The sequence below is a fragment of the Lentibacter algarum genome, from assembly GCF_040580765.1.
GTDB lineage: Bacteria > Pseudomonadota > Alphaproteobacteria > Rhodobacterales > Rhodobacteraceae > Lentibacter > Lentibacter algarum.
Genome location: NZ_CP158687.1, coordinates 1954931 through 1971494, shown reverse-complemented (window position 1 = coordinate 1971494; position 16564 = coordinate 1954931). Strand labels below are relative to the sequence as shown.

The window sequence follows — 16564 nt, the reverse complement described above, 5'->3', positions numbered from 1 at the left end:
GACTTGGTCTGCCGCCCTTGTTTTTTTGTGTTTGAGGGGTCAGCCCACTTCATATGGCAAGACGCCTCGGTTATCTGGATTGATTGTCAGGCGGCGTTCCAGCGGAGGTACGGAGCGCTGGTGGCAGTTTGTGCGCTCACAAATACGACACGAAATTCCGATGGGTTCAAAGCTCTGGCGCTCACTTACATCGAGGCCATCCGCATAGACGATATCACCCGCGTGGGTGACCTCACAGCCAAGCGCTATAGCAAAGCGCCGTGTCGGTGCGCCAAATTGGCCGCCCGCTTTGCTTACGTCCCGTGCGATTGAGATATAACGCACGCCATCTGGTGTCTCTGCGAGTTGGCGTAAGAAACGACCTGGAGTTTCAAAAGCACTGTGCACGTTCCAAAGCGGACAAGCGCCACCGAAGCGAGCAAACTGCAGACGCGTCGCGGAGTGTCGCTTGGTTATTGTGCCAGCCTGATCCACGCGTACGAAGAAGAAGGGCACGCCCTTCGCACCAGGACGCTGGAGTGTAGAAAGACGATGCGCGACTTGTTCGATGGATGCCCCGAAGCGGCGTGCGAGCATCTCGAGGTCATGCCTTGTTTCGCGCGCGGCGGCGAGAAAAGCGGTGTAGGGCATTAAGGCTGCGCCTGCAAAATAGTTGGCGAGGCCTATTTTAGCGATTGTGCGAGCCTCAGCTGAGTGAAAACGGGCGAGATCGAGGGTGGCATCAATCAACTTGCCTTGCTTAAGCAGGGCAAGCTGAAGGAGCAGTTGAAAGTTGCGTGTGCCCAGACTTGCACGGGTTGAGAGCGTGAGAGTACGGGTCTCGCGATCAAAGTTGCGCAACTCAGTACGATCCAGTTCGTGGACCGTAATGCCTTCGTCACGCAATGCGCGCACCGCCGTTTGGCGTATATCTTGACTTTGTGCCGCGAAATGCTCTGCGGCGCGATCAACCGCGTCGATGTAGTTGTCACAATAGTGAAAGAAATCGCGTACTTCATCCCAAGGGCTGGCTTGGGGGCGTGCGTCTTCGCGACCCAAGGCTTCGTCCAGCGAGGCGAGGCGTTCGTGCGTCTGCCGGTAGGCGTTATGCAGCGCAAGAAAGGCGCGTGCGAGACCGGGAGCATTGGAGGCTGTGAGGCGTAAATCAGCCAAGGGGGGCGGGTCGTCAGCGAAAATTGGGTCAGCCATAGCTTCGCGCATGTCCGACACCAGTCGCTCACTGTCTGCCGAGGTGAGCTCCGTCACATCAAAGCCGAATTCCTGAGCAAGACCAAGCACGACCGTTGTGGAAACGGGGCGTTTGTTGTTCTCCATCTGATTGAGATAGGGCAGTGAGACGCCTAGCTTTTGGGCGAAGTCTTTTTGAGTGAGGCCAAGTCGGGTGCGCGTTTCGCGCAGCTTGGCACCTGCGTAGAGTTTTTGTTGTGGCATGGGCCTCTCACTTGCTTTGCAGGTTAGCTATTTTGTGATTGTGCCTTTGCAAAGTAAATGTGGCAAGATGGGTTCGATTTTTTACTGTGCAAAAAATCTGAGTGCATTGGGTAAGCTGCAGGCATTCGGGACACTTTGAACAAACAAAATGGGACTAAAGCCGCAAGCGGCGCTCACGGCGCATGACGAGTAGGATCACGCCGAGTGCGGCGACGCAGCTCAGGGTCATTAGTGTGATTAGGGGCAGGTCCGTCGAGCCAGGTTGCAAGAGCGCACCTGCTATCGCGGAAAGGGCCGCACCACCGCCAATCATGATCGCACTGCCGAGGCCTGAGGCGGTGCCAGCAAGATGCGGCCGCACGGAGAGCATGCCAGCTTGGGCATTGGGTATGACCATGCCGTTGCCGATGCCGAGGAAGACCACACAGCCAAAAAAGGCGGCTGCTGAGCCTGCACCCGCAAGGCTGAGCAGCAGCGCAGGCAAGAGGGATCCAGCGCAAATGACGTTGCCCCAAAAGATCATTGGGTTGACGCCAACGCGGGCGGAGAAACGCGCTGTAATGAAGTTTCCGATGAAGTAGCCAAGGCCGGGTGCAGCAAAGTAAAGGCCCAGTTGATCAGGCGTGAGGCCATAGACTTGCTCTCCGACAAAGGGGGCTCCGCCGAGATAGGCAAAGAATGCCCCAGAAGAAAAGGCAGATGCCATACAGTAGCCCCAAAAGCGCGGTGATTTTAGAAGTTCGGGATATTCTGCGAACTGTTGACGGAGTGTATTGTTGCTTGGTGCTGCGGTTTCGGCGAGATCAAACCACGTGATGACATATAGGAGGACACCAAAGCCGAGGAGCATCACAAAGCTTGCATGCCAACCATACCAGACCTCTAACAAGCCGCCAATTGCAGGTGCAATCATCGGCACGAGCGACATACCCATTGCGACATAGCCAATCATCGAAGCCGCTTGGTCTTGTGGGTAAATGTCACGGACAACGGCACGGGCGAGGACCATCGCTACTGCAATGACAGCTTGGAACATCCGAAACACCATAAAGACTTCAGCCGTGGGGGCTAAGAGGCAGCCTAAGGTTGCGACATTGAAAAGCCCGAGACCCCATAAAATTACGCTGCGCCGTCCGTATTTGTCCGAGATCGGCCCGATGAAGAGCTGCAGGAACCCGTTGATTGCCAAATACAGAGCCACCGAGAGCTGCATAAAAGCGTACTCGGTCTCAAAATACTCGGTCATCCCACCGAGAGACGGCAGGAAAATATTCATCGCCAGAGCGGACAGGCCCGCTAAGCTGACCAGTGTGAAAATATGTGGTGGTGTCGCCCGATCAAAAAAGCGACTCTTGGAAGACTCGTGCATCGCTAACGCGTAGGCGTCTCAGCGTTCCTTGTCCAGTTTGTCTCCAAAGGACGGTGCGTCAGCTTCGGTAGTTTGCTGCTTTGCAATTAGCCAAAAATATTCTGACAAAGTTTTGCAAATTTGCTGCTTTAGCCTTTGTGAGCCGCGTAAGAGGCCGTATACAGGCCCAAACCAAAGGGGGGCATCCGATGAAAGATATTCTGCAAAAGCTCGAAGAGAGTCGCGCGCTCGCGCACCAAGGTGGCGGCGAGAAGCGCAATGCGGCTCAACATAGTAAGGGCAAGCTGACAGCGCGGGAGCGGGTCGAGCTCTTGCTAGATGAAGGCAGCTTTGAAGAATTCGATATGTTTAAGACGCATCGTTGCACTGATTTTGGCATGGAGAAGCAGAAGCCTGCAGGTGATGGTGTCATCACGGGCTGGGGTACGGTGAATGGCCGTATGGTGTATGTTTTCTCTCAGGACTTCACGGTTTTGGGTGGCTCGGTTTCTGCGACCCATGCTGAGAAGATTTGCAAAATTATGGATATGGCCGTTCAGAATGGCGCGCCTGTGATCGGGATCAACGATTCTGGCGGGGCACGTATTCAAGAGGGTGTCGACAGTCTTGCGGGCTACGGGGAAGTCTTTAAACGCAATATTATGGCCTCAGGCGTTGTGCCTCAGATCAGCTTGGTTATGGGGCCTTGCGCTGGTGGCGCTGTTTACTCGCCTGCGATGACCGATTTTATCTTCATGGTCAAAGACAGCTCTTATATGTTTGTCACTGGGCCTGATGTTGTGAAAACGGTAACCAACGAGCAGGTAACAGCTGAAGAGCTTGGGGGTGCTTCGACACATACCAAGAAATCTTCGGTTGCGGACGGCGCTTTTGAGAATGATGTCGAAGCGATTGCTGAGGTGCGCCGCTTGATTGACTTCCTGCCCCTTTCCAACCGTGAGAAGCCGCCAGTGCGTCCCTTCTTTGACAGTGTGGATCGCAAGGATATGAGTCTCGATACGCTTGTGCCAGAAAACCCCAATACGCCCTATGATATGAAGGAGCTGATCCTTAAGCTCGCAGATGAGGGCGATTTTTACGAAATTCAGGAAGAGTTTGCCAAAAACGTAATCACGGGCTTTATCCGTCTTGAGGGGCAGACTGTTGGCGTCGTGGCCAACCAGCCTTTGGTGCTGGCTGGCTGTCTTGATATTGACAGTTCGCGCAAAGCTGCACGGTTTGTCCGCTTTTGTGACGCATTTGAAATTCCACTGCTTACACTTGTTGACGTTCCGGGCTTTCTGCCAGGAACAGGGCAGGAGTATCGCGGCGTGATCAAGCACGGCGCGAAGCTCCTCTTTGCTTATGGTGAAGCAACCGTTCCAAAAGTGACCGTTATTACCAGAAAAGCCTATGGTGGCGCGTATGTTGTGATGAGTTCTAAGCACCTTCAGGGTGATCTGAACTACGCGTGGCCAACCTCTGAAATCGCTGTTATGGGCGCAAAAGGCGCGACGGAAATTATCCACCGCGCTGACGCGGGTGATGCGGAAAAGATCGCACAGCATGCGGCAGATTATGAGGCTCGTTTTGCAAATCCGTTTGTAGCGGCTGAGCGTGGCTTTATCGATGAAGTGATCATGCCGCACAGCACGCGCAAGCGTGTGAGCCGTGCATTTGCAAGCTTGCGGACAAAAAAGATTACGACGCCTTGGAAAAAACACGACAACATTCCGCTGTAAGGGCCGCGATATGCGCGACACTCTCTCCTTTTCTGTGCTCGCCTTTGCGGGGCTGGGTCTTTGGGCCCAGCCGACACTTGCGGCAGAGCTGCCAAACTTGCCCTCTGGGCTAGTGCCGCAGCTATTGGAGGAATTTGTCGAAGTTAAACCTGATGGAATTTTTACCTACGCAAGGTTTCGTTTTGTTGCCCCTGAATTGAGCGATAACGCGAGCTTGGATTATGAGGCGCTTGCTGATGACTTTTTGGTTCTCTGCGAGCAATATGCTTTGCCGAAGCTGTCTGACCAGCCCGAGCCGATAGACCGCGTGATTATATCTTTTTCGGATCGCGCTATTGAGTTTGGACTTTCAGATCCTGATGCCATCCAGTTTTTTGAGCAGTTTACGCTCAAAAGTGGAGCCTGCATATGGGAGCAGTTTTGATGCAAACACAACATGTTGCGCGGCGTAGCTCAGGTTCGGCTTGTTTTGCGGCTTTCCCGTCACAGAACAGTATGATCCTGTCGTCAGCATATCGGGACATTCGGAATTCGGTTATATTGCGCCAACGTGCTTCTGTTGAGGCACGTATCTCACATGAGAGGCTGGTCGGGGAAAATACCCCGCCCGAGTTAGAGCAAAATGACAGGAGTAAAGAATGTCTAAGACGATTAAAGCCCTTTGCGCACTTGGCCTTGTGGTCACAGTTTCGGCCTGCGGCGGCAACAAGGCCCCCGATGATGAATATGTTGTTGTTGACACAGCACCGATCTCTGTTGAACCGACATACACCGGCAAATACAAATAAAACCGTTGCAGAGCGGGCCGCGGGGCCTGCTCTGCCTCACATGCTTCACGGCGGATCCACTTTTATAAAGGAGGGCACGCCTTGCTGAAGCACCGCGGCTTCCCGGGCCGGCTTTCCGGCACCGATTTTCAGTTTGTAATTAGACGGGCGAACCCCAAGGGGGTGACACCGATTACGGTTCGTGAGCGCTATCGTGACCGCCGTCCAGCGGACAAGCGCGCAGATGTTGGCTTTATGGCTGCTCTTTGGGCGCAGTTTGGCGATGAGCCATTTGAGCGCGGAAACTTAGATGCAGGACGCCTGTCGTGGCTATTTGGACGCGAAGTTATCGCAGCTGAAGATCCGTTTGATCCTGCCAGCTACGACGCAATGCTGCGCATAAATGTGCGTGTTGCCGAAGCTTCCTTCCCTGATATTTTCGATGGAACCTATGTGGAGGAGGGTCAGGCATGAACTTGCCTATGCACTCCACTTTTGAGCAGGGAACGGCCCATTTGAGGGCCAATTCTCTTGCCCCCCTTTTGCTGCATTCGGCCCCGTGTCAGGCTGTCGGTGTGATGGTTGCCCACGTTCGGGCACAGAGCGTCAGTTCTGTCCGTTACCCTTCCCCTGCAGGGCGTTGCGGCCGCCCCCAAGGCTGCACGCCCTGCTTTTTTCATGCCACAGGTAGCGCAAATTCGCGCCCCTGTAGCTTGGCAAGGCGGCCCCTTTTGCCTAACGCTTGGTTTGTAGGAGCTGCGAAGACAGCTCGAATTAAACCAATACGAGGCAAAGAGACATGCGAACACTCACAAAATGGGCTGCGGCCCTATGTACCACTGCGCTCCTCTCAGGCTGCGGAGACACACTTACAGAACAAGCGCTCATGGGAGCAGGAGCAGGCGTTGGAGCTGCTGCAGTCACCAAAGGCGACTTGGGCGCAGGCGCACTCATCGGAGCCGTGGGCAATGTGGCCTACTGCCAAAAATTCCCGTCGCGCTGCTAACGGCGTAACGGCGGCCCCGCATGGGGCCAGACAAAATCTGAAAGCCATGTTCGAGAGATTCTCGGATGTGGCTTTTTTTATGCATTCTGGAGGGCGTACTGCGCGGCTCCAAAGACTGAACGAAGAGGGGACAGACCATGTTTAAAAAGATCCTGATTGCAAATCGTGGCGAAATTGCTTGCCGCGTGATCAAAACAGCCAAGAAAATGGGGATCAAGACGGTCGCTATTTATTCGGACGCTGATAAGCAGGCACTGCATGTGCAGATGGCTGACGAGGCCGTTCATATTGGTCCTCCCCCGGCGAACCAATCCTATATTGTGATTGAAAATGTCATGCGCGCGATCAAGGAAACGGGCGCTGAAGCGGTTCACCCTGGCTACGGCTTCCTTTCTGAGAACTCAAAATTTGCCGAGGCTTTGGAAGCGGCAGGAGTAGCCTTTATCGGGCCACCTGTTGGGGCGATTGAGAAGATGGGGGATAAGATTACCTCCAAAAAAATCGCTCAAGAGGCCAAGGTCTCAACTGTTCCAGGCCATATGGGCCTGATTGCCGATGCTGAAGAGGCAGTCAAGATTTCAAATGAGATCGGCTATCCTGTAATGATCAAGGCCAGTGCAGGCGGTGGCGGCAAGGGTATGCGGATTGCTTGGGATGATGCGGGCGCGCGTGAAGGCTTCCAGAGCTCCAAGAACGAAGCGGCCAATTCCTTTGGCGACGATCGTATCTTTATCGAGAAGTTCGTGACCCAGCCTCGTCACATCGAAATTCAAGTGCTTTGCGACAGCCATGGTAATGGCATCTATCTAGGTGAGCGTGAGTGTTCGATCCAGCGCCGCCAGCAGAAAGTTGTTGAAGAAGCGCCAAGCCCATTCCTCGATGAAGCGACGCGCAAAGCGATGGGCGAGCAAGCTGTGGCTTTGGCCAAGGCCGTGGATTATGCCAGCGCGGGTACCGTTGAATTTATCGTGGACGGGGATAAGAACTTTTATTTCCTAGAAATGAACACCCGCCTTCAGGTTGAACATCCTGTGACTGAGCTTATCACTGGCGTTGACCTTGTGGAGCAGATGATCCGCGTGGCTTATGGCGAGAAGCTCGCCATGGCGCAGGACGATGTGAAACTCACAGGCTGGGCTATCGAAAATCGCCTGTATGCGGAAGATCCATATCGCGGCTTCCTGCCTTCTATTGGTCGCCTCACACGCTACCGTCCGCCCGAAGAGACTGCTGCTGGTCCACTTCTAATCAACGGCAAATGGCAAGGTGATGCGCCGGAAGGGGATTTTGCGGTGCGCAACGATACGGGCGTTTACGAGGGCGGCGAAATCTCGATGTATTACGATCCAATGATCGCAAAGCTCTGTACATGGGCGCCAACGCGTGAAGCGGCGATTGCTCATATGCGTGATGCGCTCGACGGATTTGAGCTTGAGGGCATCGGCCACAACCTGCCGTTCCTGTCGGCTGTTATGGATCATGACATCTTTATCAAAGGCGAAATGACGACGGCCTTTATTGAAGAGCAGTATCCTGATGGCTTTGAGGGGGTCACGCTGGATGAGGCGGCTTTGCGCAAGATTGCGGCGAGCGCTGCCGCAATGCACCGTGTCGCCGAAATCCGCAGAACGCGAGTATCCGGGCGTATGGACAATCACGAACGCCGCGTTGGTGCGGAGTGGGTTGTCAGCTTGCAGGGACAAGATTACCCTGTGACGATCGCAGCAGACCGTGAAGGCTCTGACGTACATTTTGATGATGGGACAGTGCTACGTGTTGCATCAAAATGGACACCAGGTGATCAATTGGCCCGTCTGGATGTGAATGGCGAAGGCCTTGTGCTGAAGGTCGGCAAAATCTCTGGTGGTTTCCGTATTCGCAGCCGTGGCGCTGAGGTGAAGGTGCATGTCCGCACGCCGCGCCAAGCTGAGCTTGCCAAGCTGATGCCAGAGAAGGTTGCGCCTGACACATCCAAAATGCTGCTTTGCCCGATGCCTGGTTTGATTGTGAAAATCAACGTGGAAGAAGGTGAAGAAGTTCAGGAGGGCCAAGCGCTTTGTACGGTCGAGGCCATGAAAATGGAAAACATCCTGCGCGCTGAACGCAAAGGAACCGTGTCCAAAATCAATGCTGCGCCTGGTGATAGCCTTGCCGTGGACGAAGTGATCATGGAGTTTGAATAAGCTCTATGCGCCAAAGCCCTTTATATGCGTCAAGACTTCCGCAAGGATTTGTCGCTAGTCTAAACAAGGATTTTTCTTGTTTAGAGGGGCTAAGGTGTGCGCAAGATCATAGCCTGTCTGGGTGCAGCCGTTCTTTTAGGGGGCTGCGAACTGGACACGGAGGAGAGCTTAAAACAAAAGCTCTCCGCACGGCTTTATATTCTGGAGACGATGCATTTCACCTCCAAGTCGAGCTGCACAGCGGCTGTGTTTACGTTGGCTCTGGGCGAGTTTCGAAAGCCCTATCCGCTCGCAGAGACGATCGACAGGGCGTTGGAACGTATTCGGGCGCAAAAGCACGTGCAGTTTGCGCTCGAGGGATTGACCCCCAACGAGATAACCGAAGCAATTATGAGCCGCGATCTGCCGAATGGATTGGGTCTTATTTCGGCTGGGATCGGGCCTGCAAGGGATTGCATGGATCAACGCATTTCGCGCGGGTATCACCGCGTGTTGCTCTCGTCAGCGTCTCAGATGGTATATATGCCAGAGGACAACGCATTGCTGATCGTGTATCCTCCAGAGAAGCTCGCATTTTTCCTGCGCGGCAACGTTTAGCCGCTTATTCGCGCCGATCACGCACTTCTTGCTGGCGCTGTGGAAGCTTGTCTATTGATCGGGAGATCTCGCGCACGTTCCAAGGCAAAGGTTTGCGCAGATACACCTGGCCGTCTTTGCCAATCAACATCAACATAAATCCGCGCGGGCGAAACTTCTCGCGCAGTGCCGATTTGGCGGCAGGGTTTGTATCCAGTACGATTATCACGTCGCGCTCAGCAAGCTCGCTTGAGCGCTCTGCCAATAGCTCGACTTGCTCGACAAAACGCGGATCGGCGTTTGAGTCTGCAAAGACAACAATAAGTCTATTTTTCCATAAAAATGAAGCTAACTCCGCCTCTTCGGGTGGAGCGAGAATAGCTTTTGGAAGCGTATTGCTGGCTGACTCGGCCTGCAAAATACCCGCTGAAAATACTGCAATTACAAAGCTTAAGACCCGTATCATAGCGCCTCCCTATAACAGTGATATAAGACCTCTCGAAAGCTTTACGACCCAAAATGTCGATAGAGTGAATATTTTCACGAGGTTAAAGGCTTACTTAGGTCCGCTGTGGCACATTCAGCGCCAACGAAATGTCCTGCAGAGCGTGTGCAATGCAGGCAAAGCGGGGCTAAATGTAATGCAGGTTATTTTCCATCTGGGCGCGCAGCGAAGTGCGACGACAACGTTTCAACATTATATGCGCAGTCATATGCAGGCGCTTAGTACGTCTGGTATCGGCTTTTGGGGGCCACAACGGCTGCGTGAGACAGGACTGTTTGAAGGGCTCTACGCAGGACCGAGCGGAAAAGTCTCTGACGAGGCCATTGCGATCGCAAAACCGCAAATCGCGAAAGCTTTGAATCTTGCTGCCGCGCGCGGTGTCCGCACTCTGGTGATCAGTGAGGAAAATATGCTCGGCTCTGTAAAAGGAAATTTACGGCACCGTGCGCTCTATCCTGATGCGAAGACGCGCCTGCGCGGGTTCGTTCAAGCCATGGACCGGCCGATCGATAAGGTGATGCTGGGACTGCGTCCGCTTGACACCTATTGGAACTCAGCGTTGGCTTACGGTGTAAAGCGCGGGGCACCTTTGCCAAAGCCAGATGATCTCTCAGCGATCAGCGCTTCAGAGCGCAGTTGGTGTGATGTGGTGCGTGATATTTCGGAAGTTGTCGGTGAGGCAGACATCGAGCTGCACAAATTTGAAGATTTTGCCGATGCACCTGACGTACGGCTGGCGCGGGCCCTTGGAGGCAATGCTGTGCTGCCAAAGGCCAAGCAAGGCGTGCGCATGAATGAGGCCCCTGATTTGAGCGAATTGCGGGTCGCTATGACCAAACGAGGCTCAAACCCAGCCTCCTTGCCTGATGGTGAAGGGCGCTGGCAGCCCTTTTCGCCCGAACAAACCGAGGCCTTGGCTGAACGCTACGCCGATGATCTGTTTTGGTGCGTCGCTGGTGCGGGTGGGGTGGCCAAACTAATTGAAAGAAAAACGCTGGAAGAAGTGGGCATGAGCCTGCCGCCAGCTGCAATAAGAGGACTTACCTATGACCAAGCGAGACGAATGGGCCAAGCGAGCTGAAAAAGAGCTGCGCGGCAAGACGATTGACGATCTGACGTGGCAGACACTTGAGGACATTAAGGTCAAGCCCGTCTATTTTGAAGAAGACCTTGAGGGCATGAGCCACCTTGGCTCTATTCCGGGGTATGAGCCCTTTACGCGCGGCGTAAAATCCACAATGTATGCGGGCCGTCCTTGGACCATCCGCCAATATGCGGGCTTCTCCACAGCTGAAGAAAGCAACGCATTTTACCGCAAGGCGCTGGCCGCAGGGCAGCAAGGCGTTTCGGTTGCTTTCGATCTTGCCACACACCGTGGCTACGACAGCGACCATCCTCGCGTCGTGGGCGATGTTGGGAAGGCCGGTGTGGCGATCGACTCGGTTGAGGATATGAAGATCCTGTTTGATGGTATCCCGCTTGATCAGGTCTCTGTCTCGATGACGATGAACGGCGCTGTGATCCCGATCCTCGCAAGCTTTATTGTGACGGGTGAAGAGCAGGGGCATGATAAAGCGCTGCTGGCTGGAACGATCCAGAACGATATTCTCAAAGAGTTCATGGTGCGCAACACCTATATCTATCCGCCTGAGCCGAGTATGAAAATCATCTCGGACATCATCGAATATACCTCAAACGAGATGCCGAAATTCAACTCGATCTCGATTTCAGGCTATCACATGCAGGAAGCAGGCGCGAACCTTGTGCAGGAGCTTGCCTATACTTTGGCGGACGGGCGAGAATATGTGCGCGCTGCGATCAATGCTGGCATGGATGTCGACAAATTCGCTGGGCGTCTCAGCTTCTTCTTTGCAATCGGAATGAACTTCTTCATGGAAGCGGCCAAGCTGCGCGCGGCGCGTCTGTTGTGGCACAAAGTTATGACCGAATTTGATGCCAAATCTGAGCGCTCAAAAATGCTACGCACCCATTGCCAGACATCTGGTGTCAGTTTGCAAGAGCAAGACCCTTACAACAATGTCATTCGTACGGCATATGAGGCGATGGCGGCGGCTTTGGGTGGCACTCAGAGCTTGCACACCAATGCGCTTGACGAGGCGATTGCTTTGCCAACCGAGTTTAGTGCGCGCATTGCTCGTAACACCCAGCTGATTTTGCAAGAAGAGACAGGGATCACCAATGTCGTCGATCCTTTGGCAGGCTCTTATTATGTTGAGAGCCTGACAAGCGAGCTTGCTGACAAGGCCTGGGCCTTGATGGAAGAAGTCGAAGAGATGGGCGGCATGACCAAAGCGGTAGCCAGCGGTATGCCTAAGCTTCGTATTGAGGAAAGTGCTGCGCGCCGTCAGGCGATGATTGACCGTGGACAAGAAGTGATTGTCGGCGTGAACAAATACCGTCTCGCCAAGGAAGACGCGATCGACATTCTTGATGTTGACAACGTGGCTGTGCGGGAAAATCAGGTGAAACGTCTTGAGAGCATCCGCGCCAGCCGTGACGAAGCGGCTTGCATGGCGGCTTTGACCGAGCTGACACGTCGCACAAAAGAAGGGGGTAACCTCTTGGAAGCTGCGGTTGAAGCCGCCCGCGCGCGGGCCACAGTGGGAGAGATTAGCATGGCGATGGAAGAAGAGTTTGGCCGCCACCGTGCAGAAGTAAAGACACTCGCAGGCGTCTATGGTGCGGCCTATGAGGGCGATGCAGGGTTCGCAGCGATCCAGAAAAGTATTGAAGCGTTTGCTGAAGAAGAGGGCCGTCGCCCGCGTCTTTTGGTTGTTAAGATGGGCCAGGACGGGCACGATCGCGGCGCGAAAGTGATTGCGACTGCTTTTGCTGACATCGGCTTCGATGTTGATGTCGGTCCACTCTTTCAAACGCCTGACGAAGCCGCGCAAGACGCGATTGACAATGATGTACATGTTGTCGGAATTTCAAGCCAAGCCGCTGGGCACAAGACTCTTGCTCCCCAGCTGATCAAGGCGCTTGAGGAGAAAGATGCGGGCGATATCATTGTGATTTGTGGTGGGGTTATTCCGCAGCAGGACTATGAATTCCTGAAAAAAGCGGGTGTCAAAGCCATCTTCGGCCCGGGGACGAATATCCCAGAAGCGGCTGAGGATATCCTGAAGCTTATTCGCGCGTCGCGCGCTTAAGCTGGCGCGGGGGGCTTTTGGCTCCCCGCGTTTCAAAAGCCATATGGATTTTGAAACGTTCCCCAAGGCTATTTCGAACAAAAAAAGGGGTGCGGTATGTATGAATTTGATCATCTGGTGATCGCGGCCGAGAGCCTCGACGCCGGCGTTGCTTGGGCAGAAGAACGCTTAGGCGTCTCCCTTGAGGTGGGCGGCCAGCATCTGCGCTATGGCACGCACAATGCCTTGCTCGGTTTGGCAGATGGACTGTATCTTGAAGTGATTGCCATTGACCCCGCCGGCGGAAAGCCTGCGCATGAGCGCTGGTTTGGGCTTGATAAGTTTTCTGGTGCTCCAAGGCTCATAACTTGGGTTTGCCGCGTCGAAGGACTGACTACCAGACCCTTGCCCGCAGGGTTTGGCGCGGTTGTGGGCCTGACGCGGGGCGCGCTCAGTTGGGATATGGCTGAGTCTGATGATGGAACTCTCCCCTTTGATCAATGCCATCCTGGCTTGATCGACTGGGGGACGACGCCTCATCCTGCGACACGGCTTGCAGAGTCTGGACTGAGGCTTGAACGGCTGACGCTTGCGCATCCTGCGGCGGCAGACTTGGCAGACGCCCTGCGGCCTCTGAATGACAAGCGAGTGGACATTATCAGTGCCAGTGCACCAAAGCTCTCGGCGCGGCTGGTTACATCAGATGGGCGGGAGATCATTCTATGAGACTGCGTTTGGCAGAGCCGAATGACGCGGCTGGGATCGCCGTGATTTGGAACCAGATCATCCGCGATACTTTGGCGACATTTACCACTGCAGAAAAAAAGACTGATGCGCTTGCTGTGGCGATTCAAGCTGAGCCGCAACGCTGGCACGTGGCGGAAAACGATGGGCTGATCCTTGGTTTTGCCTGTTACTTTCAGTTTCGGGGTGGGCCTGGCTATGCACAGTCTATGGAATATACGATTCATTTGGCGCAAGGCGCGCGCGGTCTTGGTATGGGGCGTGCTCTACTGACAGCTGTTGAGGATGCGGCTCGTAAGGAGGGCGTGCATTCACTCTATGGCGGAGTGAGTGGTGCAAATCCTGAAGGGCAGGCTTTTCATCTCCGCACTGGTTTTGAGAAGCTGGCGACTTTGCCTGAAGTGGGCCGCAAGAACGCCCAATGGCTTGATTTGCACCTTTATCACAAATTTCTTTGATTGCGCGCTGACACTTCTTGTTGCGCAAGCTAAGATTGCCTCATGTCGATTTGGACCCAGATAACAGCGGCTGTTTCAGCCCTTGCCAAAGGCGAACCACTCAGCGCTGTCTTTGCGCAGTTGCGCACGCCACCTGAGCGCTCGATTGCGTTTACAATTGCCGTGATCGCTCTTGGCGCGAAGATGGCCAAGGCCGACGGGCTTGTAACGCGCGATGAAGTTATGGCGTTTCGCGAGGTTTTTCAGATTGCGCGGGAAGATGAAGCGGGAGCGGCCAAAGTTTTTAATCTGGCGCGGCAAGACGTGGCAGGGTTTGAAGACTATGCAACACGGGTCCGCGAGATGTTTGGTGCGGGGCACGAAGCGCTTGGCGATTTGCTCGAAGGCTTGTTTCACATTGCTATGGCAGATGGCCAGTATCATCCGAACGAGGACGAGTTTCTCAAAGGCGTTGCGGACATTTTTGGCCTTGGGGAACGCGAATTTCGTCAGATCAGAAGCCGTTTTGTGCCAGAGGCTGAGGCTGATCCCTACTCGGTGTTGGGGCTGACGCCTGAGGCCAGTATGGAGGAGCTGCGTGCGGCTTGGAAAACACAGGTTCAAGACAGCCATCCAGACCGCTTGGTTGCGCGGGGATTGCCTGAAGAGGCTATAAAAATGGCTGAAAAGCGTATGGTGGCGATCAACAGGGCTTGGAAAGACATTAAGGATGCGCGCGGCTGATGCTGATAGCGACCTACAACATCGAGTGGTTTAACAACCTGTTTGATGATGATGGGGTGCTGCTGATGGATGATGGGTGGTCAGGGCGTCACGATGTGACACGCGCCATGCAGATCGAGGCCTTGGGGATCGTTTTTGCGGCACTTGATGCGGACGCAATTATGGTGATCGAAGCGCCTGACGAAAATCGCCGTCGCAGTACAACCAAAGCGCTGGAAGAATTTGCGCGGGTGTTTGATCTGCGGGCCAAGGCCACACTTCTTGGATTTCAGAATGATACGCAGCAAGAAATAGCACTGATGTATGATCCTGCTGTGATGAGCGCGCGTCATGCGCCTCTGGGCGAAAGTGCCGGCAAGAAAGGGTCAGAACTGTCGCCACGGTTTGACAGCACGTTTCGTATTGATCTGGACGTGGATGCCAAAGAGGACTTGGTTCAGTTCTCCAAACCTCCACTAGAGGTTGAAGCGGTGCTACGTAGTGGGAAGGTTTTGCGGCTTATTGGAGCGCATCTGAAGTCAAAAGCGCCACATGGTGCGCGAAATGACGCTGAAGCAATGAAGCTTTCGATAGAGAACCGCCGTAAGCAATTGGCACAAGCGATCTGGTTGCGCGAGCGTCTTGAGGAGCACTTGAACGCTGGTGAGAGTTTGATGCTACTAGGAGATCTCAATGATGGCCCCGGGCTTGACCAATATGAAGACTTGTTTGGGCGATCTTCGGTCGAAATCATTATGGGTGAGACGGGGGAGAACTGCCTATTTGATCCACATGCGAGGCTTGGCTTGCAACGCAGGCTAGGCGCAACGCCAACCACCGCGCGCTTTTATATTCGAGAGCACAAACGCTACCTACAAGCTTTGCTGGACTATATTATGGTCTCTCCCGACCTCACCGTGAAAGAGCCTGTTTGGCGTATTTGGCATCCCTTTGATGACCCTGATTGCTGGCGTCTCCCTGAGCTGCGCGATGCTTTGCTTTTGGCCTCTGATCATTTTCCTGTCACATTAGATATTGATCTTTAGGGGGCAGAAAATGTGAAGCCGAAGGAAATAAGGCCATCGGCACTTTCCGCATTTATGGGGATCAATTGAACAAATGTGTTGCGGTATCGGGCTTGAAGGCCACCGATCACAACAACATCTTCGCCAAGATGAGTTGAAAAATTGCGCCCATTCTCCGGGTAAAGAGCCAATCCGCCAAAGATCCCAATATCACCTTCGCTCCAGAGCTTCAGAGGACGGTAGCTTGTTGCAGCAATTGAAACACGCTCATAGCTGTTCATGAATGCACCGACACTTAAGCTGCTGCGTTCGCGCTCCCAAGTGACGAAGAAGCCAGGGTTTACCTCGTTGAAGCCTGTGCCACCGATATGTTTTGAGCCGAGTAAGATGGAGAAACGATCAGGGCCAGCCTCTAGGGCTGTTGCAAAAAGGCATAGGCTGAGGGAGAGAAAAATCGGGCGCATATCAAGCTTTCCTTTTGGCAAGCAAACATTTGCCTGCGAAGCATTTCTGGCTTTCAGGCGCATTGGAAACCGGTGTTTCTCCCCTTATATATAGAAAATGGGACGAAAATTTGTCATCGCTTCACTTCTTGCTGTCAGCCTTCATGCGACATCGCTTCAGGCTGAAGAAAGCGGCAGTTCGCTCATGGAGCGGGGTGCGAAGCTCTTTCTGGAGGGGATCTTGAAAGAAGTCGAACCGGCCGTCAAAGACCTTCAGGGGATGATCGACGAGATGGAACCTGCGCTGAAAGAGTTTGTGGAGCGCATGGGGCCTGCGCTTGAGACTCTGTTGGAGGCTGTTGAAGACTTTAGTGCCTATCATCCTCCTGAAGTCCTGCCGAACGGAGATATTATCCTGCGCAAGAAGGCCTTAAACGAGCAAGCTGTGCCCTCTAATTCTGATGATCAGATTGACCTTTAAG

General features: G+C 53.9%; 18 protein-coding genes. 14 read left to right on the top strand and 4 right to left on the bottom strand.

What is annotated here, in order from left to right; genetic code table 11:
• Positions 1–39: 39 nt before the first annotated feature.
• Positions 40–1431: a helix-turn-helix transcriptional regulator gene (locus DSM117340_RS09620; RefSeq protein WP_089889850.1), complete on the bottom strand. Its 1392-nt coding sequence runs from the start codon at positions 1429–1431 to the stop codon at positions 40–42.
• A 154-nt stretch (positions 1432–1585) separates the two neighbouring features.
• A complete protein-coding gene (locus DSM117340_RS09615; protein ID WP_089889852.1) occupies positions 1586–2800 on the bottom strand; it encodes a multidrug effflux MFS transporter in 1215 nt (404 codons plus the stop codon).
• 188 nt (positions 2801–2988) lie between these two features.
• On the opposite strand from DSM117340_RS09615, the gene DSM117340_RS09610 reads away from it, so the two are divergent.
• The 7 genes from DSM117340_RS09610 (at position 2989) to DSM117340_RS09580 (ending at position 9074) form a co-directional block, all read left to right on the top strand.
• Complete coding sequence (locus tag DSM117340_RS09610) at positions 2989–4521, top strand: acyl-CoA carboxylase subunit beta (protein WP_089889855.1); 1533 nt, start codon at positions 2989–2991, stop codon at positions 4519–4521.
• Positions 4522–4531: 10 nt separating this feature from the next.
• Entirely contained in the window at positions 4532–4945 is a 414-nt protein-coding gene (locus DSM117340_RS09605; RefSeq protein WP_089889857.1) for a DUF6497 family protein, read from the top strand.
• 214 nt (positions 4946–5159) lie between these two features.
• A complete protein-coding gene (locus tag DSM117340_RS09600) occupies positions 5160–5309 on the top strand; it encodes a hypothetical protein (protein ID WP_177170652.1) in 150 nt (49 codons plus the stop codon).
• A gap of 81 nt (positions 5310–5390) precedes the next feature.
• Positions 5391–5762 (top strand): hypothetical protein, encoded by a 372-nt coding sequence (locus DSM117340_RS09595; protein ID WP_089889860.1) that lies wholly within the window; start codon positions 5391–5393, stop codon positions 5760–5762.
• Between the two features lie 325 nt (positions 5763–6087).
• The gene (locus DSM117340_RS09590) at positions 6088–6294 is read left to right on the top strand and encodes a hypothetical protein (protein ID WP_089889863.1); all 207 of its coding nucleotides are present in this window, start codon (positions 6088–6090) and stop codon (positions 6292–6294) included.
• Positions 6295–6431: 137 nt separating this feature from the next.
• Positions 6432–8477, top strand: coding sequence for an acetyl/propionyl/methylcrotonyl-CoA carboxylase subunit alpha (locus tag DSM117340_RS09585; RefSeq protein ID WP_089889865.1), 2046 nt, complete (start codon positions 6432–6434; stop codon positions 8475–8477).
• Positions 8478–8573: 96 nt separating this feature from the next.
• Positions 8574–9074 (top strand): hypothetical protein, encoded by a 501-nt coding sequence (locus DSM117340_RS09580; RefSeq protein ID WP_089889869.1) that lies wholly within the window; start codon positions 8574–8576, stop codon positions 9072–9074.
• A 4-nt stretch (positions 9075–9078) separates the two neighbouring features.
• On the opposite strand, the gene DSM117340_RS09575 is transcribed toward DSM117340_RS09580, so the two are convergent.
• A complete protein-coding gene (locus DSM117340_RS09575) occupies positions 9079–9519 on the bottom strand; it encodes a DUF4174 domain-containing protein (protein WP_089889872.1) in 441 nt (146 codons plus the stop codon).
• Between the two features lie 175 nt (positions 9520–9694).
• Here DSM117340_RS09575 and DSM117340_RS09570 point away from each other — a divergent pair, with 175 nt between their 5' ends.
• From DSM117340_RS09570 to DSM117340_RS09545, 6 genes are all read left to right on the top strand, one after another.
• The gene (locus DSM117340_RS09570; RefSeq protein ID WP_089889874.1) at positions 9695–10639 is read left to right on the top strand and encodes a hypothetical protein; all 945 of its coding nucleotides are present in this window, start codon (positions 9695–9697) and stop codon (positions 10637–10639) included.
• On the top strand, positions 10605–12731 hold the full coding sequence (gene scpA, locus DSM117340_RS09565) for a methylmalonyl-CoA mutase (RefSeq protein WP_089889877.1): 2127 nt from the start codon (positions 10605–10607) through the stop codon (positions 12729–12731). The genes DSM117340_RS09570 and scpA overlap by 35 nt, the downstream gene beginning before the upstream one ends.
• A gap of 96 nt (positions 12732–12827) precedes the next feature.
• Positions 12828–13436: a VOC family protein gene (locus tag DSM117340_RS09560; protein ID WP_089889881.1), complete on the top strand. Its 609-nt coding sequence runs from the start codon at positions 12828–12830 to the stop codon at positions 13434–13436.
• Positions 13433–13912 carry a GNAT family N-acetyltransferase gene (locus tag DSM117340_RS09555; protein ID WP_089889883.1) on the top strand — a complete coding sequence of 160 codons (480 nt, stop codon included), beginning with the start codon at positions 13433–13435 and terminating at the stop codon, positions 13910–13912. The genes DSM117340_RS09560 and DSM117340_RS09555 overlap by 4 nt, the downstream gene beginning before the upstream one ends.
• Positions 13913–13954: 42 nt before the next feature.
• Entirely contained in the window at positions 13955–14635 is a 681-nt protein-coding gene (locus DSM117340_RS09550; protein WP_089889886.1) for a molecular chaperone DjiA, read from the top strand.
• On the top strand, positions 14635–15660 hold the full coding sequence (locus tag DSM117340_RS09545) for an endonuclease/exonuclease/phosphatase family protein (RefSeq protein WP_089889889.1): 1026 nt from the start codon (positions 14635–14637) through the stop codon (positions 15658–15660). Before DSM117340_RS09550 ends, DSM117340_RS09545 begins: the two co-directional genes overlap by 1 nt.
• Here DSM117340_RS09545 and DSM117340_RS09540 read toward each other — a convergent pair.
• Complete coding sequence (locus DSM117340_RS09540; protein WP_271437225.1) at positions 15657–16103, bottom strand: hypothetical protein; 447 nt, start codon at positions 16101–16103, stop codon at positions 15657–15659. The genes DSM117340_RS09545 and DSM117340_RS09540 overlap by 4 nt on opposite strands.
• A 97-nt stretch (positions 16104–16200) precedes the next feature.
• Here DSM117340_RS09540 and DSM117340_RS09535 point away from each other — a divergent pair, with 97 nt between their 5' ends.
• Complete coding sequence (locus DSM117340_RS09535) at positions 16201–16563, top strand: hypothetical protein (RefSeq protein ID WP_089889895.1); 363 nt, start codon at positions 16201–16203, stop codon at positions 16561–16563.
• Position 16564 lies beyond the last annotated feature (1 nt).

What these genes read in the sequence shown, in the direction of transcription:
- DSM117340_RS09620 (WP_089889850.1), bottom strand. Translation starts at nt 1,431, where the DNA reads ATGCCACAACAAAAACTCTACGCAGGTGCCAAGCTGCGCGAAACGCGC.
- DSM117340_RS09615 (WP_089889852.1), bottom strand. Translation starts at nt 2,800, where the DNA reads ATGCACGAGTCTTCCAAGAGTCGCTTTTTTGATCGGGCGACACCACCA.
- DSM117340_RS09610 (WP_089889855.1), top strand. Translation starts at nt 2,989, where the DNA reads ATGAAAGATATTCTGCAAAAGCTCGAAGAGAGTCGCGCGCTCGCGCAC.
- DSM117340_RS09605 (WP_089889857.1), top strand. Translation starts at nt 4,532, where the DNA reads ATGCGCGACACTCTCTCCTTTTCTGTGCTCGCCTTTGCGGGGCTGGGT.
- DSM117340_RS09600 (WP_177170652.1), top strand. Translation starts at nt 5,160, where the DNA reads ATGTCTAAGACGATTAAAGCCCTTTGCGCACTTGGCCTTGTGGTCACA.
- DSM117340_RS09590 (WP_089889863.1), top strand. Translation starts at nt 6,088, where the DNA reads ATGCGAACACTCACAAAATGGGCTGCGGCCCTATGTACCACTGCGCTC.
- DSM117340_RS09585 (WP_089889865.1), top strand. Translation starts at nt 6,432, where the DNA reads ATGTTTAAAAAGATCCTGATTGCAAATCGTGGCGAAATTGCTTGCCGC.
- DSM117340_RS09575 (WP_089889872.1), bottom strand. Translation starts at nt 9,519, where the DNA reads ATGATACGGGTCTTAAGCTTTGTAATTGCAGTATTTTCAGCGGGTATT.
- DSM117340_RS09570 (WP_089889874.1), top strand. Translation starts at nt 9,695, where the DNA reads ATGCAGGTTATTTTCCATCTGGGCGCGCAGCGAAGTGCGACGACAACG.
- scpA (WP_089889877.1), top strand. Translation starts at nt 10,605, where the DNA reads ATGACCAAGCGAGACGAATGGGCCAAGCGAGCTGAAAAAGAGCTGCGC.
- DSM117340_RS09560 (WP_089889881.1), top strand. Translation starts at nt 12,828, where the DNA reads ATGTATGAATTTGATCATCTGGTGATCGCGGCCGAGAGCCTCGACGCC.
- DSM117340_RS09555 (WP_089889883.1), top strand. Translation starts at nt 13,433, where the DNA reads ATGAGACTGCGTTTGGCAGAGCCGAATGACGCGGCTGGGATCGCCGTG.
- DSM117340_RS09550 (WP_089889886.1), top strand. Translation starts at nt 13,955, where the DNA reads ATGTCGATTTGGACCCAGATAACAGCGGCTGTTTCAGCCCTTGCCAAA.
- DSM117340_RS09545 (WP_089889889.1), top strand. Translation starts at nt 14,635, where the DNA reads ATGCTGATAGCGACCTACAACATCGAGTGGTTTAACAACCTGTTTGAT.
- DSM117340_RS09540 (WP_271437225.1), bottom strand. Translation starts at nt 16,103, where the DNA reads ATGCGCCCGATTTTTCTCTCCCTCAGCCTATGCCTTTTTGCAACAGCC.
- DSM117340_RS09535 (WP_089889895.1), top strand. Translation starts at nt 16,201, where the DNA reads ATGGGACGAAAATTTGTCATCGCTTCACTTCTTGCTGTCAGCCTTCAT.